Here is a 26,317-nt window from a genome sequence, read left to right on the forward strand (position 1 = left end):
ATAGATGAACAATGGATAATGATCGGTACAAAAACGAAATCAGTCAGCCATCCGTTCAGAAAGGGGATAGGGAAATGATTAGTCCGAGTAAATCGAATAAAGAACCAACAAAACCAGTAGAAGATAAATAAGCCGTCAAACAGCTCCCTACTTAATGAGCGAAGGAGACGGCGATTAACATTGCTATAGCACCACATGCCATTAAAGTTAAAAACATAAAGAAAGCAGTCTGTTTACCGAATTTCTTCCAAGAACTGTCGTTTGGATGAGCTGGGATTAAAGTTTGTTTTAATTCGATGTATTGCCTTTTTAGCCAATTTCCCGTTGATTTTTCCATGTATATGATCTTATTTTTAGTTTATGATGCAAAATTAGAACAATTGTTCTAATTTTGCATCATGAATACGAAAGAAAAAATTATTGTGGGTGCGCTGAAGCTTTACAATCGTGATGGTATACGTACGGTAACAACGCGTCAAATTGCTCAGGAACTGAATATAAGTGCCGGTAATCTTCATTATCATTTTAAACATACCGAGGATATTATTTTTCAACTTTTCCAATTATTGCAAAACGAGTATGAAAAGATGATTTTGAAATCTGAACATGAAGCGAGCTCATTTCACCAGGTGCTGGATAGTTTTATTGATGGCTCTTATGCGCTGATATCGAAATACAGGTTTATTTTTGAGAATTTTGTTGAAATTTGCAACTGGATCCCCAGTATTGCAGAAGCTTACAGAAATTTGGTGGCACAGCGTGAAGAGCAACTTGTCTCTCTATTTTTGTATTACGCTGAGTTAGGTATGTTTCGTTCTGATATACCCTTGGTAAATTTACAGGGGTTCGTGCGCCAACTTTTTATCATTTCAGATTTTTGGAGCTCAAGCTATGCTGTTTTGGGTGCACACCAAAATGGAAATCCACTGGAAGATTATAGACAGACGATTCACACGGCCTTTTATCCATATCTTGTTTAAAGGAACGGGTCAAATTGGATTGATCCTTGGATTGTTATTCTTTCCTTAATGTGAAAATGGTAACCTCGGGTCGGGCGTTGAATCTGATGGGAATGCTGTGTCCCAGTCCGCGGTTGATATATAATGTTCTGTCTCCGCTTATTTTCTTGATTCCTTGATCGTAGTTTTTATTCTTTACGGGAATAATCGGGGAGCCCCAGAAAGGAATTCTTACTTGGCCAGCATGCGTGTGTCCTGCCAGTATCCAGCCATTGTATCCATTCCAGCCGTCGAGGTCTGCGGCATCCGGATTGTGACATAAAACTAAACTGGCTTGAGATTGATCATAGTCTTTCATGGTCTTTACAAGGTCAAAGTTCGTTCCCCAAAAGTCATCTATACCGAATATTCTTAATCCTTGGGTTATTACGCTTTCATTTCTCAATACTTTTATCGAATATCCATTGAGTAGGCTAACGATTGAATCTGCCGCCGCACTGTCCTGAAAATTCTTTCCATAGTCATGATTGCCTAGAATTGCCAATGTTTGAAGTTTGCCTTTTGGGGCATCTTGCATGACTTCATCGAGTTGTTCTAAAGGGATTTTATTCTGGACAAGACGTACAAAGTCACCGGTGTATACCATGATATCGGGCTTTAATGCTCGGATTTCCCGAAAGGTTCTTTTTATAAAATCTTTATTCACATAGTTACCGATATGGATGTCCGAGATTTGGATCAATGACTTTCCTTCCAATGCTTCTGGTAAATGTTTTACAGTTAGATTGATCTGCTCGTATTTTACCCAATGTGGCTCGATTTTCCAGCTGTAAAAACCGAGCAATGCACCCAATACGAATAAATAAATTGCTATATGCTTTAATTTTCGCTTATTTTTCATAGCGCTAAATTAACTTTTCCAGTCAGATTTGCTAATCTTCATATTGAGGCTTTTCCAGGTTTCGTTGCCAATTGTTACTTCCGAAATAATATTTTCGTTAATTCGAAAACCTACGGCTTCATAACATCGGATTGCATTGTGATTCCAGTCATAAACGTTTAAATCGGCTATTTCATAATTGCCTTCAGTAAAAAGCAGCTTAAGTAGTTCATTTACCGTGCTTCTGCCATAACCTTTATTTCGTTCGGAACTTTTTGCAATTAGGATGCGGCAAAGTCTTGGAATTTCCCGTTCGAAGCTTAATTCGCAGTGGCCGATAATTTCTTTGGTTGCTGTATCGATTATTTTAAAGGCGTTTCGCTTTGGGTCTTGAATGTATTTTTCAAGTTGGTAATCGGTAAGCGGAAACGAAAAATACGGTCCTGCAAACTGTAATAGTTCCTCTGCTGATTGAATCCATGACTTAAAAAGCGGGAAATCTGATTTTTCGAATTGAAGTAGTGTTATCATGATTATTGTCTAGTTGCCACTCTGAAGGCAAATCAATTTAGAAAATTCTCGTGTCCGATCCTAAAGAAATTACTGAATTTTACGAAATTCGTGTGAAATATATTAAAAGAGTATTATGCCGCAGCTTATTTTAGATACAATTATAGAAGCTCCTTTATCGGTTGTTTTTGACTTGGCACGTAGTATTGATCTGCATATGTATTCGACAAAGAAAACTGGGGAGAAGGCAATTGATGGGGTCACGACAGGATTAATCGAGGAAGGTCAGCATGTGCGCTGGCGTGCAAGGCATCTTGGAGTAAAGCAAACATTAACTGTGCAGATAACAGCGATGGAAAAACCTCATTTTTTCGAAGATCGAATGACTCAGGGAGTGTTTCATTCGATGGATCACCAGCATATTTTCAAGGAACTGGAACATGGCAAAGTATTAATGCGCGATGTGTTCAATTTTAAAGCTCCTCTCGGGGTTCTGGGAAGGCTTGCAGAATGGCTATTTTTAACCCGATACATGCTGCGCTTTCTTGAAGAAAGAAATCAGGTGATCAAAGAAGTTGCTGAGTCGGGTGAATTCCAGGTCTATCTTCCAGTCTAGTTTCATTTGGGGGTAAACGATAGGTTGCTAGGTGTCGACTGTTGGTTTTAGCGAGAAGCATAGGGGCGAATTTTTCAACTGGATCACATTTAGCAGTTCAATGAAAGATGATATGGGGATGCTCCGCTTTTTCGCTGAATTATCTGAAAATTCGTATGTATTTAATGGTTTCTAGCAACAACAACTATCGTTGGATTTTCCTTCCGAAGTTGCTCCTGCAAGAAATCAAAAGCTCCTTTCTGATTCATGGTGACCTGATAGATTTTGTTGAATTCATTATAGAAATAGACGCGATAGCTGTTGGGCCCCCGGTAGTTTCTTATGATTTTTGTTTCAATGCGATGGATATGACTAATTGGGATCTGTTTGTTTCCGATAAATGGGAAAAATAAAATTTCATTTTCACAAAAAAGATAAGGGGCAATAGCTGAAAAGATGCGGACTAGCCGTCTGCTATATTGTTGGTAGATGTAAAGATCATCGTCGTCTAGTTGCTGCAGTGCATGGATGAATTTTTGGTTTTTAATGTAAGCTATCCAACTCAACAGGCCGAACGCAAAGCCTAGGTAAACGAAAAGAAAGGATAGGGTAGGGAGCGATTTGTAAAAAAACGACAGCCTGTCTTCACTGTCCATCCATTTCTTGAAAAAAGCTGCCAGAAAAAAACCGTAACAAAAAACGAACAACACAAGGAAGACTCCAATTATCACATTGCGGGTTTTCCTGATTTTTATAAGTTCTGCTTTTAAGAATGATCTCATTACTGTGGGGTTGTTACTTATAGTTTGTTGGAAAAGCTTAAATATAATAAAAGCGTTTGTTTTGTTCTATGCGAATTGGACTTTAACGGCTTTGGGGAGTTTTGCTTGTAATGCTTTACTTAACGTTGTTCTGTTTATTTAACTGTATTAAATCTTCTTATTAATTTGTTTTGTTGTTTTTAACGCTGTTGGATATATCGAAAGGATTATCTTGACTCATAAAATTCCAGTGCTGGTGCGATGTTGTGAAGGTTGTTTAAGCTTGTTTTTGCTTCTCTTTTTCTTAAACGACCGTACGGTGCTTTACTCGGAGATGACGTCTTAAATTGATTAAAAGAGGGCTAGAATTAAGTCGGGTGATTTGGATAGTTGGTCTTGGTCGCCGCAGATCCATTTAGGTGGGAGTTGCGTGTCTATGTAGCGGACAAGTTTTTTATATCATCCTATAGTTTTGCGAAAAGGTTATTATTACTCGTTTTAAGCAATTTTATGCAAATTGTGAGTAAACGGGTGATTGTGTAGAGATATTGTCTTAGATCGAATTAAAATGGTGTTAAATCCGGTGTTTGCTTACTCTTAATGAAGTGGTCTTTGCAAATGGACTTGCTTGGGGGTGTCTAAACGTTTCGCATGATGTTGATAGAAGCGCTAGAGAAATATAGCAAAGTACATGTGCGCGCTCTGCTGCATGGATGTTCTTTTGGTAGGTGGCCATCGTTAATGGCGGGAACTGTGACCTCGAACTGTACCATACACATGAAGAATTTAAAGATTGTGGTCTCCTGTATTTTTTTGTATCCGGCACTGGAGGGAATGCCCGCTTTGGCGCTATCCATGAATAGCGGAAAGGGTGTGGATAAAATTTTATCCACACCCTTTCCGCTATTAAAACCAGGCTTTTCAAACCGTTTTACATGTGTTTTTTTTATTTATATAATCGATGTAATGTGTTGCTGTATAGATATTAATTTGTATTTTTTCTTGATTTTATGTTAAAAGATGTAAAATTGTATAAAAATAGTGTTATAGTCAGGAAATGATCCGTATTTTTTTGATTTAACCCAAAGGAAAGGCGTCAAAAAAGGAGCATTGTTGCCTTGGTATAGGCTTACAAAAAGCCTATTTCCTTGTTCAATGGAGTGGATTAAATAAAAAGTGAGGGTTACTTTCAGGGAGTTATATCGAGTTTGGTAGCGACCTTATAACAGGTTTAGAAATGGTCTTGGGTCGTCCTATTTCGCGTAATTTGAAGGGATTTCAATGATTTGAATAATTGAATAGCGGGACGCTTAAATGCGATATATTTTAATGTTTTGTAATTTTTATATTGCTTTTAATCAGTTTGTTTATGTAGATTATGTCGATGTGTAGTTTATGTTTTGAAAAAGTTGATTTTGCGTCTTCTGGATTATTTTCAAAACGATGCTCAATAGAAAAAATGAAGGAAAAAGCTGAAGATTTAGCCTGTTAATCCAAGGAATTACCCGTGGTTTTATTCGGGTAGATATGGCTTTTCGTTAACAGGATTTTCCCTTTAATCAGGTCATCATTGAATTGGCCGACCGTTGTTTTTTGAAGCATTTCCGAGAGGTTATTGCGTATGCTTTTGAACTCGTGATGCAAGGGGCAGGGATATTGTTCGGAGCAGAATTCAAGCCCCATGCCGCAGCCGACAAATAGGCTTTCACCGTCGATCGCTTTGACGACTTCGGATAGTGGAGTGGACATATCTTCCCTGTCGAGGTAAAATCCACCACCAGGTCCCTTCATGGATCGAATGATACCTGCACGACTTAGATTCTGCAGTATCTTACCTAGAAAAGCTTCCGGAGAATGGATACTCTCTGCTATTTCTTTTATGCTCACGCGTTTATTTTCTTGGGAGCTTTGTGCGATAAAAAAAACTGCCCGTAGTCCATATTCACATGTTTTAGAAAAAATGCCCATAATCTTTTTTGCTTTTTGCAAATGTACAAAATCAAAAATAGCCATCCACCAATGATTAAAAATTAGGGATGACTATTTGATGAAGTGGGGTAGTGCAGTTAATTTAGTTGCAATGATGCTGGACCAAATTCTTCGAAATGAATGTTCTCAGCGTTGATACCCTGATTGGTTAAATATTGGAAGTGCTTTTTGATAAATCCTGATGGGCCACAGAGGTAATAGTTTGCCTCCTGTGGAAGATGCGAAGCATCTATTTTAGCGAGATCAACCCAACCCACAAGTACGTCGGCATCCGCATCCTGAGCTTCGTCATAGAAAGAAAAACTAGTTATGTTTTGATGTTGATTTTCCAATGTTTTTACTCTTTCTTTAAAAGCATGTAAATCAGGGTTACGGCAACCGTGGATCCAAGTGATTGGTTTGTCTTCTTTCTTGTCAGCTAAATGCTCTAACATGGCAATCAATGGGGTCTGACCAACTCCGCCACTAATAAATACATCTGGTTTTTCACTTTCGATAAGTTGAAAGGAACCTGTTGGTGCTGTGAGTTCCAGTTGTTTTCCAACTTCAAAGTATTGATGTATATAATTACTCACCATGCCGTCAGGTTTTCCTTCCGTAGCTTCTCTTTTTACCGAAATCCGAAGGTACTCTCCATTGCTCGCATCGGAAAGACTATATTGTCTTGGTTGATACAGGTGTAATTCGGGAAGAAATACACGTACACTTACATACTGGCCTGCCTCATGTTTTGGAAGTTTTCCTTGATCTGTTGGCTTGAGATAAATAGACTGAATCTCGGCGGTCTCAGATACCACTTTTACAATTGTGAATGGCTTCCAGCCCGTCCATCCGCCGTCGTTCTGGATCATTTGATCATACATATCCTTTTCGACTCCGATCATCAGATCTGCTAATTGAAAATAGGCAACTTTCCAGGCTTCAATCAGTTCTTCTGTTGCAGCGTCCCCCAATACTTCTTGAATGGAGGCCAATAGATGCTTGCCAACAATCTGATAATGCTCCGGACGAATATTGAGGCTACTGTGTTTTTGTCCAATATGTTTCACTGCAGAAAGAAGGACTGCGGGATTCTCGATATGCTCGGCATAGGCCAACACTGCCGTGGCCAACGCTGTTTGTTGTCGCGCATTTTGTTGGTTTCCCATATTGAAGATATGTTTAAGCTCAGGATTGTGAGCAAACATACGTTTATAAAAATAACTGGTCAGCGCTACACCATGTTCTTTTAAAACCGGTACAGTGCCTTTGATTAACTCTTTTTGTGCTTCAGTAATCATAATAAAATATTTAAATACCTTTTTATCTTTTATTTGATCGGAATAAAAAACAAAAAAATCCACCTCGGCTACGAGGAATTTTGTAAACCTTGATAGGCTTCATTTGCAAATGACTATCGGGTACAAAAATAGAAATTTATAATAAAAGACAAAAATATCTTTTATTATTTTTTACCTGTTGTTTGGTCATCACCTGATCGATTGAAAAGGTAGTATTATTATCAGCTCTGGCTATTGTAAGTTTATAGCGCTGGCTATTCCCAGGTTTTGAGGTTTTTAGAATAAAATGTCCATTCAGGGGTTTTTATAATATCCTGGTCTATATCGTACCAAGGACTAAGCGTGCTGTTGTTCCAATTGTTTAAAATTTGTATTTCTTGGGCTGGCATGTAACTTTGCGCGAGCAGCACGATTGTTTTTCCAGTACTGTCCTTAGCTAGATCAACTACAATGATTGCATGGCCAATGGGTGATCCCTTCTGGATAAAAGTATCTCCAATCTTAACTTCCTGAGTCGTTTTTACGCTGGGCAGCTCATCGTGTAACGAAGCTGTATTGGCATAGGCAAACACATATTCCAGGTATTTCCAATAGGTTGGGTAGGAGTAGTCTCCTTTTGCGTAGCTTGTATACGCGCGGGGTTTGCTATCGGAAAGGAAGTTGAATTTGATATCCTTATACCGCTTTTGTTGGTATAAGTAATCTGCCCTGAGCCGCATTACAGCATCGGCGCATTGGTGCAAATCGCGCTTCCCTATGTCTAGTTTCACAACGCTATTGTAGATGTTATTTCTAGGTTTAATTTTTCCGTTATAATAATGTACCTCCTGGGTGATGGGGTATAATGGAAGATTTTCGAGAAATTTTCCAAATTCTTCTACCTTATAGGTAGGTCTTTTAAAGCCTTCTGGTAACAAAATGCGCGATTTGATCGTCATCCCATCGGGGTTGATAAACTGATTCCCGTCAGGTGCTATTGACTCAATAGTTGCCGGATTCAAAGTTTTGTTATTTGGTGCAGCAACATTTGGCTGCCCACATCCACTGAAAACCTGACACGAGAGGAGTGGAATGAGTACATATATTGATCTCATATAAAAGTTTCTGAGCTAGTGTATTGCGTTTCATCGAATATACTTAAATTTAGATATAATTCGAAGTGTGAATCATTTGAAAAAATTAAGAAATTTTTAAGCTATTCATCAACTTTTTGGATCATTTTCTGATGTAGCTTAGCCGAAGTTAATAAGAATACGATTATGTCAGGAAAACAGATTTTTCAGACGTCAAGCAAAAAGCGCTGGTACGCTTTTTCATGGATGAGCAGAGCATTGGTGATTGGTTTGATCATTGGTGTTATATGTGTGGTTTATACATTGGGAAAGATTCAGATTCCTCCTTTTCCAACAATTAATACCAACACAGCGTTGACTGAAAAGTCCACCGCCAGATTAAAAAAATCCAAACAATTTAAGGAGTTTACCATTGTAAAATCCGAATTAGAGAAGATTAAACGTGACCGGGAGCTGAAGCATTTGAAACATATTGGTACCAAAGATAGAATCAATATGGGGTTTTATGTCAGTTCTTGGTCTAATGAAGTCCGTGAGCAGTCTCTATCGGATCTACGCCGCAATATTGGTCATTTGGATATGGTTGCTATGGAATCCTTTTTTACTGTGCCTAATCAAGATACAGTAGTGGATAAAGCAGATACTGCTGCACTTAAGGTCATTCATCAATATAAGCGCAAAGCTATCGCACAGATTTCCAATTTTAGTGGTAATGATTTTGACGGGCAGACTGTAAAGGCTATTTTACTTAATCCGGATAAACAACAGCGTTTTATAGACGACATCCTTCTTAAAGTGAAGCGCAATGGCTTTGCTGGTATAAATATTGACTTTGAGAATTTACAGTTGGATGATCACAAGCCATTAAACGATTTTATGGCCCATATCTATACCGTATTTCATACGGAGGGCCTGCTTGTCACTCAGGATATTTCACCTGAAAATGATGATTACGATCCCATTGCGTTACAAAAATACAACGACTATATTATTTTGATGGCTTATGATCAGCATTCCATTGAAAGTAATGCCGGCGCCATTTCACATCAGGCATGGGTTGAAAAAAATCTCGATGAACTTTGCAATAAGATCGATGCAGACAAGGTGATTCTGGCTTTGGCCTGTTATGGATATGATTGGCCAAAAGGCAGTGTTGGTAAGACATTGACTTATGATAACGCTGTTATTTTGGCGCATAATTACAATGCTAAGATTACTTTTGATCCCGAATCTGCAAATCTCAACTTTAGCTACAAAGATGGGACAGGGATGCATCATGATGTCTATTTTACAGACGCTGCAACCTATTTTAATCTTATCCGTAAAGCAGATGACTGGGGGCTGGCCGGTATCGCACTGTGGCGTTTAGGAAGTGAAGATGCCCGTTTATGGTCATTTATTTCACGATCATTGGGTCAAGAAAACTTGAAAAAAGAACCTTTTGACTTTGGAAAGATAAGCCAGATCAATGTCGGGGGTATTCAATATATTGGCGATGGGGAAATTTTGGACTTGGTCAATAGTCCCGCTCCGGGGGAAGTTAAATTCACTTATGACCCATCAACGCTCATGGTTCAGAATCAGGAGTATGTAAGGACGCCAAGTAATTATGTAATCAAACGCTTTGGAGAAAGAGATAATACTGTAGTTCTGACCTTTGATGACGGTCCCGATCCTACGTATACACCACAAGTATTGGATATCTTAAAAAAGGAACATGTTCCCGGAGCTTTCTTTCTTGTTGGTGTTATGGCTGAGAAAAATATGGATTTGGTTCGGAGAGAATATCAAGAGGGGCATGAACTCGGTAACCATACCTTTTTTCATCCTGATATGTCTACAATAGGCCCAAATCGCGTTAAGTTTGAACTGAATGCCACCCGAAAGATCATCGAATGTATAACCGGTCATAGTACAATTCTTTTCCGGGCTCCTTTTAATGCTGATGCCGAACCACAGACTGTTGCCGAAATTCTGCCTGTTGCTCAGAGCCGGAAAGAGAACTACATCAATATTGGAGAGTACATTGATCCCAACGACTGGTTACCTGGTCGTACGGCAGATGAAATCTATAATGAAGTCATCAAACAACGCGATAATGGAAACATTATTCTATTACATGATGCCGGAGGCAATCGAGAAGCGACTATAGCCGCCTTGCCGCGTATTATTCATTATTTTAAATCTCATGGTTATAAATTTGCGAAGATTGGAGATTTAATGGGAAAAAAACGTGATGAATTGATGCCCCCTGTAGAAAATGCTTCCGATTCGGGATTTAGTGGATCTTCCAATCGCTTGTTCTTAGGAACATTGTTTTACGGTAACATCTTCCTTAACTTGGTTTTTTCCATTGCAATTGTATTGGCAATTTTTAGAACAGCAATGATTGCTTATCTGGCAATCCGACAAAAACAAAAAAGTAAAAAAGAGCGATCTCAATTGGTTGTGGAACCTCGGGAAAAGGTAAGTGTGATCATTCCTGCCTATAATGAGGAAATAACAGTGTTGGCAACGATAAAAAGCCTGTTGAATTTGGATTATCCCAATTATGAATTGATTTTTGTTGATGATGGATCGAAAGATAAAACTTTTGAGATTGTCAGTAAGGTGTATGGCGATCATCCTAAAGTAAGGTTATTTACAAAACCAAATGGGGGGAAAGCGTTTGCGCTTAACTATGGTATCCAACAATCCGAAGCACAGTTTGTGCTTTGTATCGATGCCGATACACAACTGAAAACAGATGCGTTAAAACAGTTGATGAAATATTTCAATAAACCTCAGATCGCCGCTGTTGCGGGTAGTGTTAAAGTGGGAAATGTGCATAATATATTGACACATTGGCAATCGATCGAATATATCACCTCACAGAATATGGATCGGAGAGCGTTCGATTTGCTCAATATGATATCGGTCGTACCAGGAGCAATTGGGGCCTTTCGTAGATCTGTTATTTTGGAAGTGGGCGGATTTACTACGGATACGTTAGCGGAAGATTGTGATTTAACCATGCGTATATTAAGAGCGGGTTATACCGTGCGAAATTCATCTGAAGCAATCGCTTATACGGAAGCACCAGATACGGTCAAAATGCTCTTCAAGCAACGTTTCCGTTGGAGTTTTGGTGTGTTACAGAGTTTTTGGAAAAATAAACAGACCTTGTTGAATCCCAAATATGGCTATTTTGGTATGGTCGGAATGCCTAATATTCTGATTTTTCAGATTATACTTCCTTTATTTGCTCCTTTGGCCGATATTTTTATGTTATTCTCTCTTGTGAGTGGTCTTTTCTCCTTAAGCGAGGTAAATGGTATCAGCTGGACGGGAATTGCAGGATTATTTTCACTGCATAACGGTTTTGGTCAAGTGATGTTTTATTACTTCCTTTTTGTATTCGTGGATATGTTCTTTGCAGGTATTGCCTTTAAAATGGAAGGCGAGAAGCTTAGCAATTTAATTTATTTGTTTCCGCAGCGTTTTTTCTGGCGTCAACTGATGTACTTCGTTTTATTCAAGTCTGTCAGAAAAGCCATTAAAGGTGAATTGAATACCTGGGGTACCTTGAAACGTACAGGGGGAGTAAAGCAGGTAACAATAAGTGAATAAGAAGCCGGTAACAACAAGTGAATAAGAAGCCGGTAACAACAAGTGGATAAGAAGCCGGTAACAACAAGTGAATAAAAAGCAGACACGTGCATGAGCTAAACGATAGCGATCCGATGTAGTTCCTTCGTCGGATCCTACACTAGGATCACTATCGCCAGCGCGCCAAAAAATATACCGAGATTTTTAATTGACCTTGAGAATAGGTACTTTCAATAAAAATAACAGCCAAATGAAGATACTTTCCGCTCAGCAGATAAACAGGATTGATAGTGAAACCCTAAAGGATCAAAAAATCAGTAGTCTAGACCTGATGGAACGAGCTGCAACAGTTGTTTTTGAGGAAATTAAAAAGCTTCATCCCCGATTGGAGTACAGTACCTTTTTAATCTTCTGCGGTAAAGGAAACAACGGCGGCGATGGCTTGGTGTTGGCTCGTCTGTTAGATCAACAACAGGCCCAAGTCAAGGTTTATTTAATTGATGTGGAGGATTACTCCGCTGATAATCTTGCCAATCAAAAGCGTTTGCCCAATCATATCATTCAAAAAGTTGCTGCGGAAGACCAGATTGCTATCCCTTCCGATGCAATCGTACTGGATTGCCTGTTTGGTTATGGATTAAAGCGTGTATTAACAGCAGACTGGATTGGACTTATTTCTAGTATAAATGGATGTGGTGCAAGGATCTATTCCGTCGATATGCCTTCTGGATTACTGGCAGATAAAAAGACTGCTGCAGATGTTCCAATAGTAAAGGCAGATTTGGTTTATACCTTTCAGTTCCCCAAGATGGCCTTGCTGCTACCCGAAAACCAATGGTATGTAAAAGACTTCAAGGTATTGGATATCGATCTAAGCCAACGAGCAATTGAAGCGGTAGAAACCAATCTTTTTTATGTCGACGAGTCGCTTGTCAGGTCCTTTTATCGACAACGAAGGAAATTTGATCATAAGGGAACATTTGGTCATAGCCTGATTATTGGCGGAAGTAAAGGTAAAATGGGGGCTGTTCAGCTTGCGCTAAAAGCGGCTCTCCGAGCGGGTTGCGGTTTAGCTTCCGCTTATGTGCCTGACGATGGTAATACCATCTTACAGACCGCCGTGCCAGAAGCGATGGTGTTGACTGATCCTGAACAAGATTTTATTAGCCAATTCCCGGCCATCGATGGCTACCAGTCTGTGGGTGTTGGAATCGGCATGGGAACAGCGCCGAATACAATTGATGCGCTAAAGGTATTTATAACCCGTATTAATGATACCTCTTTGGTATTAGATGCTGATGCCTTAAATATTCTCGCCTGCGAACCGGATCTCTGGGCTTTTGTTCCAGCGCACAGTATATTGACTCCCCATCCCAAAGAACTTAGCCGGATATTGGGTGCTTGGCAAGATGATTTCGAAAAGATGGAGAAAGTGAAAGTCTTTGCGCGTAAACATCAGTTTTACGTGTTAATAAAAGGGGCCAATAGTGCGATGGTTATGCCTGATGGGCAGGTATATTTCAATAGTACAGGCAATGTTGGGATGGCAACAGGAGGCAGTGGCGATATCCTGACGGGGATAATCACCTCCTTGCTTGGACAGGGCTATTCTTCTAAAGAGGCTTTAATTATGGGGGTATATATCCATGGGCGGGCGGCAGATATTGCAGTGAAGACGATCGGCACCTATTCCTTATTACCTTCGGATACCATTAATCATCTTTCCGACGCATTTATCTCATTAGAAAAAGGATTATGATAGATTGGTACATTGAACAAGTTTTTGCCGCCCGGACCTGGAAACTTCGAAAAGAGGTTTTCGCTTCGGAAGGTAAGTTGGTCGAGGTGATGTTGGATGGCGATTTTGAAGCGACACATTTTGCGGCCTACGATGGAAACGAAGTGGTAGGCGTGCTGAGCCTGATTAGTTCAGGTGATACTTATACAATCCATTTCCTTGCCGTTGCCCCAGATCTAAGACTAAAAGGAATAGGGACCGCATTATTGCGTTATGCACGGCTTTTTATCCATACATTTGCTGGTCAATATCTTCTTGCAAATGTGACCGGCGACCAGCAACATTTTTGGACAAGTAATGGATTTGTTCTTCTAAAACAGCATGAAGACACCGTCACCTATTCATTATCTATAACAGATGATCCTATACATTAACTGTAAGTGGGAATATAGTGTAAGCGGGAAGATAGATCCTTTTCCCCATAAATGTGACCTATGTTATCCCTTGTGACCTGTGTTATCCCTACAGATTTTCAGCGTAGGTGATCCGATCCGCTTCGGTAATGTTACGTATCACCCGGCAAGGATTGCCTGCAGCTACGACATCCGCTGGTATATCTTTTGTGACGATCGATCCAGAACCAATGACCGAATTTTTTCCGATTCGCACACCGGGGTTGACGACAACATGTCCACCGATCCATACGTTATCTTCGATAACGATCGGCAAAGCAAATTCCCAACCTTGATTTCTTGCTTCAAAATGGAGAGGATGACCAGCTGTAAAGAGGCTTACATTGGGCCCAAATAATACATTGTCACCTATGGTAACCGGCGCGCCGTCTAAAATCGTACAATTATAGTTGCTGTAAAAGTTCTCACCAATAGCAATATTATAACCATAATCGCAACGAAAAGGAGGTTCGAGAAAGAATCGAGTTCCCGTCGCTTTAAACAGTTTTTGAATGATCTGTTTTCTGAATTTCAGTTGTTTAGGTTCCGAATCGTTAAATCGCTTCAGTTCTTCTTTTGCGTATTGTCTTTCCTTAAATAATTGCCCCTCCGAATCGATATAGGGAAGTCCGGCAATCATTTTTTCCTTTGCTGATTTCATTCAATGCCCGTTTTTCTGTAACAAACTTAGATAAATTGATTTTTAAAAGCAATAGCAATCTACGCGTTGTGAATCTAGGATATTGAGCGCTCTTATTTCGCATAATCAAGCCCCTGTTTTCTACTAAGCATAACCAATGAATACCCTGTTTTCCATTAAATTATCCTGTTTTCAACAAATGGACAGCTTTCCAGCGCCAGGTTTTATAGCACCTACTGATCCCCACAAAGTGTCGTTAAACCTTTCTCCGATTTAATTCATACAGTTGTGACAAACAATTTTGGTTCGAGATGCATTTAGATATTGGAGCACACTATGCTATTGCCTTTGTCCGGGCTATATTCAAAATATTATTCCAATGAAGATTGCTTATATAAGTACCTACTTGCCCAAAGAATGTGGGATTGCCACTTTTACTTCAGATTTGTTGCATGCTGTAGCACTGCATAATCAGGAACTGACGCAACATGTTTTTGCGGTCGCGGATCGGGACTATGTTTATCCCAGTGAGGTCGTGTTTAAAATAGATCAACATCGTCAATTGTCCTATATTGAAGCAGCAAATTATATTAATGAAAACGGGTACGATTGTGTCATACTCGAACACGAATATGGCATCTTCGGAGGGAATAGCGGCATGTATATCTTATCATTGATTAATGCATTGCACATTCCGCTACTCGTTAATTTTCACACCATTCTTGAAAAACCAAATGTTGATGAAAAGGCCATTCTTATTGAAATTGTAAAACGTGCTTCCATTGTAATCGTCATGAGCAATTATGCAATTACATTACTCAAATCCATTTATAGAGTCAATACCTCTAAAGTGAGGCTGATACAGCACGGGGTTCCAGAGTTTACCTTGGATCATGAGCTTGCAAAACTTAAAAAGGGGCTTTCTGGAAAGAAAGTTTTATTGACCTTTGGTTTTTTGGGGCGTAACAAGGGAATTGAAATGGTGATTGAATCCCTACCTGAGGTCGTCAAGGATGAACCGAATCTGTTGTACCTCGTTGTTGGTAAAACGCATCCCAATGTATTGGCACATTCCGGCGAGGAATATCGGGAATATCTGGGTAGTCTCGTGGAAGCCTATCAGTTGGAGGAACATGTGCAATTTGTCAATTCCTTTGTCAGTCAGGCCGATCTTGTGGAGTATCTATGTGCCTGTGATGTTTATGTTACACCTTATATTAATGAGGCACAGATTACAAGTGGAACATTGTCTTACGCTATTGGTGCCGGAGCTGCGGTGGTGTCCACTCCCTATTGGCATGCCAAAGAGCTGCTAGCTGATGGGAGGGGCGTGTTGGTGGAATTTAAAAATTCAGCCAAGATGGCCGAGGTGCTCAAAAATCTGTTTTCAAATTTGGACTATCGCACGACACTAAGAGACAATGCCCGTATATTTGGTAAAGAGATGACCTGGAAAAATATAGGCCTCCGGTACACACGAATTTTAGATAAAATTATTCCTACCTACGATAGCCTCAAAGAAAATGTAGGATTTAGTAAAGAGGAAATGCCTAAATTCAGCTGGAAGCATATCGACAGACTGACCAATCAAGTCGGTATCTTACAGCATGCAACTTATTCGCTACCGAACTACAAAGAGGGCTATTGTCTTGACGATAATGCGAGAGCGCTTTTAGTTGCTTTATTGGCGCAGCAAGATTTTGCTGACAAAAGGCTTGACCGTCGTATTTCGACTTATCTGAGTTATATCTATTATCATCAGCGCGAAGATGGGCTTTTTCATAATTTTATGAATTTCCAGCATAGTTTCCTCGATGAGGTCGGTTCGGAAGACTCCTTTGGACGGACGATATGGGCACTGGGGGTGCTTCTTCGGGAAACAAAATTGACAAGTTATTATCAATTGGGACATGAGCTGTTTTTTAGGGCCGTTCCAAATTTTGGCCAGTTGCGTTCCAACCGAGCGATAGCTTATACTGTACTGGGAATTGCGGAATATTTGCATCATCAATCCAATGACGAGGTGATGATAGAGCTGATGCGGGCACTTATCGGCAAGCTGGTACGGGAATACGAAGCAAGCTCAGATGAAAACTGGCAATGGTTTGAAGCGGTATTGAGTTATGACAACGCAATTTTGCCCTATGCGTTATTGACGGCCTATCCTTTTTTGAACGATGAAACAATAAAACAGTTGGGCCTATCGACTTTAAAGTTTCTCGAAAGTATGACTGTCCAGAATGGTGCGCTTTCATTGGTAGGAAACCAGGAATGGGCCAAGCAAGGAAAGCATATCAGTAAGTTTGGCCAGCAGCCGCTCGATGTCACGGCAATGGTATTTATGTATCGTGAAGCTTTTCGATTAACCAATAAAAAGGTCTATTTTACCCGTATGATTGCTTCTTTCCGCTGGTTTTTAGGAGAGAATGATCTTCGGCTCGGTTTGTATGATGAGGAAACCAAAGGTTGCTGTGATGGCCTTGAATCCTATGGCATCAATAGAAACCAAGGGGCGGAGAGCACCCTTTGTTTCTATTTGGCTTATATCGTAGCTTATCGTGCTTTTATTGATAACGATCAGGATTCAAGATAGCGAGCAATAGATCTTCGAGCTTGATGGTCGCATAGGTTGATGCATAATCGGACATCGCATAAGGTAAGATAAGGTGTTCGTTGTGTACGATGGCTCCGCAGGAATAAATGACGTTTGGTACATACCCTTCCCGTTCCTCATCATTGGGTGTCATCAATGGGCTATGTAGGCGCCCAATTTCCACATGCGGGTTATCCAAGTCCAAAAGAGCTGCCCCTAAGACATATTCACGCATTGGTCCTACGGCATGGGTTAGAATCAGCCAGCCGTATTGTGTTTCTATTGGCGAACCGCAATTTCCGATCTGAACAAATTCATACGGATATTCTGGCTGCTGAATCCGGATTGCCGTTTCCTGCCATATATTGATATTATTGGAGTAGGCGATGTAGTTGTTCTCACCATCAATGCGGCAGAGCATGGCGTAACGTCCATTTATTTTACGTGGAAATAGTGCCGCCCCCTTGTTGGCAATTTCACCATAAATAGGTTTCACTTTAAAATGGTAAAAATCTTTTGTGGTGAGTAATTTCGGGAGGATGCTGAATCCGTCGTAAGCGGTGTATGTTGCATAGTACGTGCTCTCACCTTTTTCGGTTCGGAACTGGACGAAGCGAGCGTCTTCAATTCCTCTTTTTTCTGTGTCGGCGATAGGAAATATGACACGTTCCGAAATGGAAGTATCCAGGGAGAAAGTCATTTCATAATGTGAAGATGCAAGCCAGAGCGCCTGTTGCAGAAATGTAATATTTTCCAGATTATCGTCACTATCGCGTCGCACTTCATCGATGTACCGTTTGAGTTCTTCGTAGGTAAATGTTTCTGTTAGCTTTTCCTCTAGCTTGGACTTGACTTCCGTTGGTTCGGCATGTAGCTCATTCATTTTCTTTAAGAACGATTCCTTGTGATAACGGTGATTTTTGACTTGTATGGGCTTATCCAATAAACTGCCAACATAATCGATATGTATATTATTGTCGACATCCAATGTGCCTGATCGAAAAACGATTGAAGAGACATGGCCTTCTCCTGTAGCCCTGAAACTCAAAATAACCCGTTTTTCACCTTTGAATAACTCTGTCTGGTCCGGATGTTCGATAATGGAGGGATTAAATAATGCCGCTGACTCAATCGAATATTCCATGGTGAAGTAGGATCCGATCAGTAGCTTGTCAATTTGACTTAGCTTTTCCTTTGGAAATGGAATCTTCTCCAATAAGTGGCTTATTCGGTCAAAATTACGTTCAAATATATGGACAATGCTACGATGTCTTTTCGTATAGCTTCGCAGGACCTGTCCAAATACCTCTTTCCGTTCCAATTCGTTAAGCGATAGAAGGCGTTTGATAACTTTTATCGTGCGGTCATCTCCCAACGAAAAAAAACGTGCTAGCACTCTCTTTTTATCAGGTTTAAAGTAAATATCCTTCCGTTCAACTTGTACTGGTCTATGCATAATGATATGTTGATGTTTATACCCTGTATTAGAACGAACAGTGATTGGCTTTTGTTTTTATTCTAAGCCAATAATCACCGGATATCTAATAAAAATGGAGTAACTTTGACCAAGGAAAAATTTTAGATATGATTGAAAATAGTTTAGAACCAAAAGCAATTTGGAAAAATTTCTCTGCATTGAATGCGGTCCCGAGAGCTTCTAAAAAAGAAGAGCGCGTGATTGCCTTTATGGTAGACTTTGGTAAATCCTTGGGGTTAGAAACAAGCGTTGATGAGATTGGTAATGTGCTCATCAAAAAATCCGCTACTCCGGGAATGGAGGACCGTAAAACGATTGTATTGCAGTCGCATTTGGATATGGTGCACCAAAAAAATAACGATACTGTTTTTGACTTCGATAATGAAGGTATTAAGATGTACGTTGATGGTGATTGGGTAAAAGCTGAGGGTACCACTTTGGGTGCAGATAATGGTCTTGGCGTTGCGACAATCATGTCGATTTTGGAATCATCCATTATTGAACACCCTGCCATTGAAGCCTTGTTTACCATTGATGAAGAGACAGGTATGACCGGAGCTTTAGGTTTAAAAGGCGGTGTGCTTTCGGGCGAAATCCTGTTGAATTTGGATACAGAGAATGATACTGAAATCGATATTGGCTGTGCCGGGGGCATTGATGTGACGGCAACGCAGTCCTACGTTGCAGAGCCTTGTCCTTTTGATACATTATCTTTTGAAATTACAGTAAAAGGACTACATGGGGGGCATTCTGGTATGGACATTCATAAAGGTTTTGCCAATGCCAATAAAGTAATGAACCGTTTGCTATTTGGCGCCAATGCACATTATGGATTGCGTATTGCTTCTTTATTGGGCGGAAGTCTACGCAATGCAATTCCGAGAGAAAGTGTTGCAAAGGTGGTCATTATTAAGGATAAAGCAACTGACTTTGTTCAGAATTTGACACAATTGGCTCAAGATATCAAATTGGAATTTGCAACGACAGAACCGGCTATGGAAATTGTCGTGAAGCAAACTGATGCTGCTTATGCAACAGTAGTTCCAGTAAACGTGCAGGAAAACTTGATCAACAGTGTTTATGCGGCCTTAAATGGTGTATATCGTGTGAGTGCCGATTTTGAAGATTTGGTAGAAACCTCCAATAATATTGCTAAAGTAGAAGTAGGCGGGGAAAAGGTTTCCATCAAATGTCTAACCAGATCTTCTGTTGAAACGTCTAAATTTGATTTAGCCCAATCTTTACAAGCTGCATTTGAACTGGGTGGTTTTACCGTCGGTTTTTCGGGCAATTATCCAGGATGGGCACCTAATCCGAATTCTGAGATTTTAGAAGTGCTCAAATCAATTTATACGAGACAACATGGTGAAGCTCCAGAAGTGGTGGCTTGCCATGCCGGGCTTGAGTGCGGTATCTTGGGAACAAACTATCCTGAAATGGATATGATTTCTTTTGGACCAACAATCTTAGGTGCACATTCGCCTGCAGAGCGTGTCTCCATTTCTTCGGTGCAGAAGTTTTGGAGTTTTGTGCTCGAAATTCTCAAAGAGATCCCTAAAAAATAAATTTTCAACAAGGGCCTATTGCTGGTTTTTTTTTGACGATAGGTCATGAAAGCAAAAAGAGATAGGTCACGGAAACAGAAAGGTATGGTGTAAGCCATACCTTTTTTATTTTCATTAATTTTTCATTTTCCTTGCAAAAAATGAAAAATAACCTTACTTTCAGGATGAAAAAATGATTTAATAGACCAAATTTTATACAAGCTCTCAAATTGAGGGAAAACCTAATAGTGATATAATGACTATAATCCTCATTGTAATCAGCATTTGTTTGCTTATCCTTTGCATAACTTATTTTAAGATCAATGCCTTTCTCGCTTTTTTAGTTGTTTCCTTACTCAGTGGACTTTGTTTGGGTATTCCACCGGCACAGTTAGTGGGGACAGTTGAAAAGGGCGTTGCGGGCGTTATGGGGAGCCTGACTTTAATTATTGTATTGGGCGCAATGTTGGGGAAAATTGTAGCTGAAAGTGGGGCCGCCGAGATAATTGCTGAGCAAATGGTCCGCCTGATGGGAGAGCGATACCTGCAGTGGGGGCTTATGTTGACGGGTTTTATCGTTGGAATACCGCTATTTTATGGAATCGGATTTGTCTTATTAGTTCCCTTGATATTTTCGATTTCCTACCGCTATAAGTTGCCGACAGTATATATTGGATTACCGATGCTGGCAGCCCTGTCTGTAACGCATGGTTTTATTCCGCCGCATCCTTCGCCGGTTGCATTAGTTGCCCTGTTTCACGCTGATATGGGACTGACACTTATCTATGGTCTTTTGATCGCCATACCTGCTATTATTTTGGGTGGGCCAATTTTTGGAAGAAGCCTCAAAAATATACGGGCAAGTCAGGAATCAATTTTTCGCGAGAAAGATCGTTCGGAGTCAGCGCAGTATCCGCGCCCGACAGTGGGAGTAAGTTTGGCTGTTGCTTTGCTGCCGGTATTGCTCATTGTTTTATTTACACTGCTTCCTTATTGCTATCATACAACCAATATAGCGCTGCAGCAGGGAGTTAAGTTTATCGGCAACCCTACCGTTGTTATGGTTATTGCGGTCGGTGTAGCAACCTATTTATTAGGATTGAAATTGGGACGATCGATGACCAATGTGATGACAATCTATGAGTCTGCGGTGAAAGATATTGCCATGATTCTATTGATTATTGCTGGCTCGGGAATCTTTAAACAAGTGATGGAGGACAGTGGAGTCAGTCTGTTATTGGCCAATACCCTGCAACAGCTCACCATTTCACCTTTACTGTTGGCTTGGTTAATTACAGCTGTTATCAGAGGTTGTGTCGGCTCGGCCACAGTAGCCGCCTTGACAGCCGCTGGTGTCCTGCTACCTATTGTTACAGGGGGAAAAGCAGATCCTAATCTCATGGTACTGGCGATAGGAGCCGGAAGTCTGATGTTCTCCCATGTCAATGATGCCGGATTTTGGCTATTTAAAGAGTACTTTGGCCTTAGCATAAAGGATACGTTATTTTCCTGGTCGATCATGGAAGCGATTGTTTCCATTGTTGGGCTCCTTGCTGTTTTACTATTGCAATTAATTTTATATTAGCTATTATTTTAAACTTTAAAATCGTTAAAGATGTACAACGCAGATGAACAATTCGAAAAATTAGGTTTGACATTACCTCCGGCACCGGCACCTAAAGGTGTCTATAAACCATACGTCATTGACGGCAAGTACCTGTATCTCTCTGGTCATGGTCCCGTACAAGATGATGCTGCATTAATTATCGGTCGAATTGGAAGTGATATCAGTCCTGAAGAAGGCAAACTTGCAGCCAGACAGGTTGGCCTAACCATGTTGTCGACCATTAAAACCAATTTGGGCTCATTGAACAAAATCAAGCGTGTGATCAAGGTATTGGGTATGGTCAACTGTACCTCGGATTTTCTTTATCATCCAGGTGTAATTAACGGCTGTAGTGAGCTATTCGCTGCGGTTTGGGGAGAAGAGAATGGTATTGGAACACGTAGTGCAGTTGGATTTGGTTCTTTGCCCGATAATATTCCCGTAGAAATCGAAGCATTATTTGAGTTATACTAATCTGAATTGTATGGAAACTTGGTGCCATATACATGATGTCGATCAGGTCGATTCGCCAGCCTTGCTGGTCTACCCTGATCGCATTGTCAAGAACATAGACCGCGCTTTACATATTGTGCATGGGCGGGCTGATCGATTGCGGCCGCATATCAAAACGAACAAGTGTCGGGAAGTATGCCAACTGATGATGGATAGGGGGATAACAAAGTTTAAGTGTGCAACCATTGCAGAAGCTGAACTATCGGGTGTTATCGGTGCAAAAGATGTTTTGTTGGCATACCAGCCCGTAGGGCCAAAGATAAATCGTTTTTTGAATCTTGTAACCGCCTTTCCGGAGACACATTTTGCCTGTCTTGTGGATCATGTCGATGCAGCACAGGAGATTTCAAAGCGGAGCTTGTCGAAAGGCTTACGCAGCGCTGTTTATCTGGATGTTAATATTGGCATGGGCCGTACCGGAGTACCTTTAGAAGGGATTGAGCGTCTCGTTATGGATATCCATCTTTTGGAAGGTATTCAGTTGGTAGGTGTGCATGGTTATGACGGTCATATTCATGACAAGGATTATAAACTTCGCGAAAAGCAATCCCAACATTCATATGGTATACTCGAAACCGCCTACCTTATGGCGCAGGTGTCCACTTCTAAGCCTTTGACTAAAGTTATTGGCGGTTCGCCAAGTTTCACTTTTCATGCCGAACGCAGCGATGTAGAATGCAGTCCCGGAACGTTTGTGTTTTGGGATTTTGGCTATGCCGAAAATTACGCAGAACAGGATTTTATGCTTGCGGCGGTACTTTTGACGCGTGTCGTTTCTATCGTTGATCACAAGCACCTTTGTTTGGACCTGGGGTATAAATCAGTTGCATGTGAATCGCCGCAGCCTCGCGTCAAGTTTTTCGATCCCCGTATTGGCGAAATAAAAATGCAGAGTGAAGAACATTTGGTCGTTGAAGTTTCCAATACCGCACAATTTAATATCGGCGATGCCCTTTATGCCGTGCCACGACATATCTGTCCGACAGTAGCTTGTTATGGCGAACTTCAAGTTGTCAATGAACGGCAGGCAGATCAAATTTGGACTGTTTATGCGCGAAATAAAAAGATAAATTATTGATATGTACGAATTTGAAATGCCATTTTTGGTCGATGCACATTTGGATTTGAGTATGAACGCCATGGAATGGAATCGGGATCTTCGATTGCCGATTACCGAACTGAATCGTAGGGAAAAGGGGATGGATGACAAGCCTGATCGGGCTAAGGCAACCGTCACTTTTGACGAATTGCGTCGTGGTCATATTGGTTTGGTTGTTGCCACACAAATCGCTCGATTCGTAAAACCCGATAGCCCATTACCAGGCTGGTACTCACCGGAACAGGCATGGGCGCAAACACAGGGACAGCTTGCATGGTATAAAGCAATGGAAGCCGATGGACAAATGAAAATGATCTGTACAAAGACTGATTTGGACCAACATTTGGCGCTTTGGTCGGATGGCGGCGATCATGCCGATAAGCCAATCGGATATCTGCTGAGTCTGGAAGGTGCCGATTCCATTGTGGATATCAGCTATCTCGAAACAGCCTATAACTATGGTTTAAGAGCGATTGGGCCAGCACATTACGGGCCAGGTAGATATGCCAATGGAACAGATTCGTCTGGCAAGCTTAATGAGCAGGGAATAAGGTTGTTGCAGGAAATGGAGCGATTGGGGATGATATTGGACGCGACACACCTAAATGATGATGCTTTTTGGGATGCTGTCCAACGTTATCAGGGTGCGATTTGGGCCAGTCATAATAATTGCCGCAAGTTTGTGGACCATAATAGGCAGTTCAGTGATGAAATGATTAAGACACTTGTGGAGAAAAAAGCGGTGATCGGTGTAGCGCTCGATGCTTGGATGATGGTACCGAATTGGGTCCGAGGTGTATCCGACCCTAAAACAAGCAATTGCTCCATGGATATCATGGCCAACAATATTGATCATATTTGTCAATTGGCAGGAAATGTCGATCATGTTGGCGTGGGGAGCGATTTAGACGGAGCATTTGGCCGTGAGCAGTGTCCTTATGATCTGGAAACTATTGCTGATATCCAAAAAGTATTTGGTATCCTGTCAAAAAGAGGGTATGGTAACACCGATCTTGAAAAGATTGCCAGCAAGAACTGGCTTAATTTTATGCGAAATGCATTGCCCGAATCTTAAGAATAAAATAGAGCTCTATTTGAGCTTGTATAGAGTAATGACAACCGAAGACAATAGCCTGTTTAAGCGATAGTCACTCGAGGACAACGAGCGCGTTACTTCAGCAATCGTATCGCTCGCTGTCGTTGTGTGTATCAATAACATAAGGCGTCTACGTGGTCATTGAAACCGATGAAATAAATCAAAACAAACACCTCCAACACGAATTAATCGATGAAACCAGTATTACGCGTCCAATTGTCCCTTATGATGTTTTTAGAATATTTTATCAAAGGGGCCTGGTTTGTTACTTTGGGAACATACCTCATTAAATCGCTCAATGCCTCGGGTATGGAGGTCGCGAATATTTTTGCAACACAATCCCTTGGTGCTGTATTTGCTCCTTTTTTTGTGGGTTTTGTCGCCGACAGATATTTTAATGCCGAGCGGGTACTTTCAGCATTACATCTCATTGGAGCTGCACTACTTTACGGGATGTCGCAGGCACCCGATGCGACACATTTTTATCCCTATGTATTTGTCTATTTTATGGCTTACATGTCTTCGCTATCCTTATCCAATGGGATCGCATTCCGGCATATTGAAGATGCGAAGAAGTATTTTCCGGGGGTACGCGTGTGGGGAACGATCGGTTGGATCTGTTCGGGACTCGTGATCAGTTATTTGTTCCGTTGGGATGCTCCCGAATCGATACAGGCAGGTGCTCTGCATAATACCTTTATTATGGGCGCGGTTTGTTCGTTATTATTGGCGGTCTTCAGTCTAGCATTGCCAAAAACACCACCACAGGTGAAGCTTAGAGATGAAAAGTTTGATTTTGGAAAGGCAATCGGTTTGGATGCATTGAAGCTTTTAAAACAGCGGAGTTTTCTGATTTTTTTTGTAACAGCAATTGTCATCTGTATTCCCATTTCGTTCTATTATCAAAATGCGAACCCATTCTTGGTCAACGCCGGAATACCGAACCCCACAGCAAAAATGGCATTGGGGCAATTTTCCGAAGCCATCTGCCTGTTGTTGATTCCATTTTTCTTTAGACGCTTGGGGTATAAAAAGATGATTTTACTGGGCATTGCGGCCTGGGCACTCCGTTATTTGTTTTTTGCTTACGGCGACGGACAGGAACGGTCATTCTTATTGCTATTCGGAATTTTATTGCATGGCATCTGCTATGATTTTATGTTCGTAGTGGGTCAGATCTATACCGATCGAATTGCTGGTGAAAAATACAAAGCTTCTGCACAGGGGCTTATTACCATCGCGATGTATGGTGTAGGGATGCTGATCGGATTTTGGGTTGCCGGTGCTGTTTCAGATTACCTAAAAACAGCTTATGCTGCTCAATTTTGGGAATATCTTTGGTTTATTCCAGCAGGTATTTCTGGTTTTTGTCTTGTACTATTTGCCCTGTTTTTTAAAGAGGAGAAAGCGGTGCCGGATATGAAAGCTAGCTAAAGATGCGCTACGTTCAATTAAAGGCAGAACGTTCATAAAAAACGATAACATGGAGCAGCTTTGATGGGAAGGTGCTCCATGTCTTGAAAATGCCTATTAGATCATATTGAACCATTCCTGGTATTTTTCACCGATGAAAGGGAGTGGTTTCCGCTCTCCGGAAAATGCGGATATTAATCCTAATATAAGAGCAATAAGTAGGAGCAATCCAACAATACTAATGGCTATTCCGCCAATACCTGGAACAAAACGTAACAGTCCCAAAGCCATTCCTGTTACTGAAATTCCTATACTTTGTCGGATATGGAATTGCGCTAAAGCAGTCTTTTCCTTGTTGTTCATAATGATGGCAGCAACAAGGCCGATGATGGTTAAGTAAGAAATAATAGCAATTGTTTTTCCGTCACTTGACGTAGCCTTCTGAATAGGGGGTCTCTCCATGATCCTTTAATGTAAAATGTTTGACTTAAATATTTAAGACAAATTTAGG

The 26,317-nt window shown here is 40.8% G+C and carries 22 protein-coding genes; 12 read left to right on the forward strand and 10 right to left on the reverse strand.

All coding sequences use genetic code 11. From position 1 onward, the window contains the following. Window positions 1-151 precede the first annotated feature (151 nt). Entirely contained in the window at window positions 152-337 is a 186-nt protein-coding gene (locus A9970_RS24725) for a hypothetical protein (RefSeq protein ID WP_075993309.1), read from the reverse strand. 61 nt (window positions 338-398) lie between these two features. Between A9970_RS24725 and A9970_RS24730 the strand changes: the two genes are divergently transcribed. Further along, window positions 399-980, forward strand: coding sequence for a TetR/AcrR family transcriptional regulator (locus A9970_RS24730; RefSeq protein ID WP_182984070.1), 582 nt, complete (start codon window positions 399-401; stop codon window positions 978-980). A 34-nt stretch (window positions 981-1,014) separates the two neighbouring features. On the opposite strand, the gene A9970_RS24735 is transcribed toward A9970_RS24730, so the two are convergent. After that, the gene (locus A9970_RS24735) at window positions 1,015-1,860 is read right to left on the reverse strand and encodes a metallophosphoesterase (protein WP_182984071.1); all 846 of its coding nucleotides are present in this window, start codon (window positions 1,858-1,860) and stop codon (window positions 1,015-1,017) included. A 9-nt stretch (window positions 1,861-1,869) separates the two neighbouring features. Next, window positions 1,870-2,370 carry a GNAT family N-acetyltransferase gene (locus A9970_RS24740; protein ID WP_182984072.1) on the reverse strand — a complete coding sequence of 167 codons (501 nt, stop codon included), beginning with the start codon at window positions 2,368-2,370 and terminating at the stop codon, window positions 1,870-1,872. Window positions 2,371-2,485: 115 nt separating this feature from the next. On the opposite strand from A9970_RS24740, the gene A9970_RS24745 reads away from it, so the two are divergent. After that, window positions 2,486-2,965: an SRPBCC family protein gene (locus A9970_RS24745; RefSeq protein WP_182984073.1), complete on the forward strand. Its 480-nt coding sequence runs from the start codon at window positions 2,486-2,488 to the stop codon at window positions 2,963-2,965. 161 nt (window positions 2,966-3,126) lie between these two features. Here the strand turns inward: A9970_RS24745 and A9970_RS24750 are convergent, their stop codons facing one another. The 4 genes from A9970_RS24750 to A9970_RS24765 form a co-directional block, all read right to left on the reverse strand. After that, a complete protein-coding gene (locus A9970_RS24750; RefSeq protein ID WP_182984074.1) occupies window positions 3,127-3,726 on the reverse strand; it encodes a hypothetical protein in 600 nt (199 codons plus the stop codon). Window positions 3,727-5,193: 1,467 nt separating this feature from the next. Next, entirely contained in the window at window positions 5,194-5,718 is a 525-nt protein-coding gene (locus A9970_RS24755) for an Rrf2 family transcriptional regulator (protein ID WP_259655473.1), read from the reverse strand. Window positions 5,719-5,771: 53 nt separating this feature from the next. Beyond that, window positions 5,772-6,974 carry an NO-inducible flavohemoprotein gene (gene hmpA, locus A9970_RS24760; RefSeq protein WP_220801691.1) on the reverse strand — a complete coding sequence of 401 codons (1,203 nt, stop codon included), beginning with the start codon at window positions 6,972-6,974 and terminating at the stop codon, window positions 5,772-5,774. Between the two features lie 254 nt (window positions 6,975-7,228). Further along, a complete protein-coding gene (locus A9970_RS24765) occupies window positions 7,229-8,068 on the reverse strand; it encodes a DUF4846 domain-containing protein (RefSeq protein WP_182984075.1) in 840 nt (279 codons plus the stop codon). Window positions 8,069-8,233: 165 nt separating this feature from the next. On the opposite strand from A9970_RS24765, the gene A9970_RS24770 reads away from it, so the two are divergent. The 3 genes from A9970_RS24770 (at window position 8,234) to A9970_RS24780 (ending at window position 13,807) form a co-directional block, all read left to right on the forward strand. Then, window positions 8,234-11,656, forward strand: coding sequence for a glycosyltransferase (locus tag A9970_RS24770; RefSeq protein WP_182984076.1), 3,423 nt, complete (start codon window positions 8,234-8,236; stop codon window positions 11,654-11,656). A 229-nt stretch (window positions 11,657-11,885) separates the two neighbouring features. Then, window positions 11,886-13,394 carry an NAD(P)H-hydrate dehydratase gene (locus A9970_RS24775; protein WP_182984077.1) on the forward strand — a complete coding sequence of 503 codons (1,509 nt, stop codon included), beginning with the start codon at window positions 11,886-11,888 and terminating at the stop codon, window positions 13,392-13,394. Beyond that, the gene (locus A9970_RS24780) at window positions 13,391-13,807 is read left to right on the forward strand and encodes a GNAT family N-acetyltransferase (protein WP_182984078.1); all 417 of its coding nucleotides are present in this window, start codon (window positions 13,391-13,393) and stop codon (window positions 13,805-13,807) included. The genes A9970_RS24775 and A9970_RS24780 overlap by 4 nt, the downstream gene beginning before the upstream one ends. Window positions 13,808-13,895: 88 nt before the next feature. Here the strand turns inward: A9970_RS24780 and A9970_RS24785 are convergent, their stop codons facing one another. Beyond that, window positions 13,896-14,486 carry a sugar O-acetyltransferase gene (locus A9970_RS24785; protein ID WP_182984079.1) on the reverse strand — a complete coding sequence of 197 codons (591 nt, stop codon included), beginning with the start codon at window positions 14,484-14,486 and terminating at the stop codon, window positions 13,896-13,898. Between the two features lie 358 nt (window positions 14,487-14,844). Between A9970_RS24785 and A9970_RS24790 the strand changes: the two genes are divergently transcribed. Beyond that, window positions 14,845-17,058, forward strand: a complete 2,214-nt coding sequence (locus A9970_RS24790; RefSeq protein ID WP_182984080.1) for a glycosyltransferase family 4 protein — start codon at window positions 14,845-14,847, stop codon at window positions 17,056-17,058. On the opposite strand, the gene A9970_RS24795 is transcribed toward A9970_RS24790, so the two are convergent. Then, a complete protein-coding gene (locus tag A9970_RS24795; RefSeq protein ID WP_120332681.1) occupies window positions 17,030-18,514 on the reverse strand; it encodes a glycoside hydrolase family 130 protein in 1,485 nt (494 codons plus the stop codon). The genes A9970_RS24790 and A9970_RS24795 overlap by 29 nt on opposite strands. A gap of 128 nt (window positions 18,515-18,642) precedes the next feature. Here A9970_RS24795 and A9970_RS24800 point away from each other — a divergent pair, with 128 nt between their 5' ends. The 6 genes from A9970_RS24800 to A9970_RS24825 all read left to right on the forward strand — a co-directional run bounded on the left by A9970_RS24800 (window position 18,643) and on the right by A9970_RS24825 (window position 25,827). Next, a complete protein-coding gene (locus A9970_RS24800) occupies window positions 18,643-20,100 on the forward strand; it encodes an aminoacyl-histidine dipeptidase (RefSeq protein ID WP_182984081.1) in 1,458 nt (485 codons plus the stop codon). Between the two features lie 235 nt (window positions 20,101-20,335). Then, complete coding sequence (locus tag A9970_RS24805) at window positions 20,336-21,664, forward strand: gluconate:H+ symporter (protein WP_182984082.1); 1,329 nt, start codon at window positions 20,336-20,338, stop codon at window positions 21,662-21,664. Window positions 21,665-21,694: 30 nt separating this feature from the next. Further along, on the forward strand, window positions 21,695-22,159 hold the full coding sequence (locus A9970_RS24810) for a RidA family protein (protein WP_075993294.1): 465 nt from the start codon (window positions 21,695-21,697) through the stop codon (window positions 22,157-22,159). A gap of 10 nt (window positions 22,160-22,169) precedes the next feature. Then, complete coding sequence (locus A9970_RS24815) at window positions 22,170-23,276, forward strand: D-TA family PLP-dependent enzyme (protein ID WP_182984083.1); 1,107 nt, start codon at window positions 22,170-22,172, stop codon at window positions 23,274-23,276. A gap of 1 nt (window position 23,277) precedes the next feature. Beyond that, a complete protein-coding gene (locus A9970_RS24820) occupies window positions 23,278-24,372 on the forward strand; it encodes a dipeptidase (protein WP_259655474.1) in 1,095 nt (364 codons plus the stop codon). A gap of 213 nt (window positions 24,373-24,585) precedes the next feature. Then, entirely contained in the window at window positions 24,586-25,827 is a 1,242-nt protein-coding gene (locus A9970_RS24825; protein ID WP_182984084.1) for an MFS transporter, read from the forward strand. Between the two features lie 96 nt (window positions 25,828-25,923). On the opposite strand, the gene A9970_RS24830 is transcribed toward A9970_RS24825, so the two are convergent. Continuing rightward, the gene (locus A9970_RS24830; protein ID WP_182984085.1) at window positions 25,924-26,268 is read right to left on the reverse strand and encodes a hypothetical protein; all 345 of its coding nucleotides are present in this window, start codon (window positions 26,266-26,268) and stop codon (window positions 25,924-25,926) included. Window positions 26,269-26,317: the final 49 nt, after the last annotated feature.

Origin of the sequence: Sphingobacterium sp. UME9, assembly GCF_014170215.1 — a bacterium.
GTDB lineage: Bacteria > Bacteroidota > Bacteroidia > Sphingobacteriales > Sphingobacteriaceae > Sphingobacterium > Sphingobacterium paramultivorum.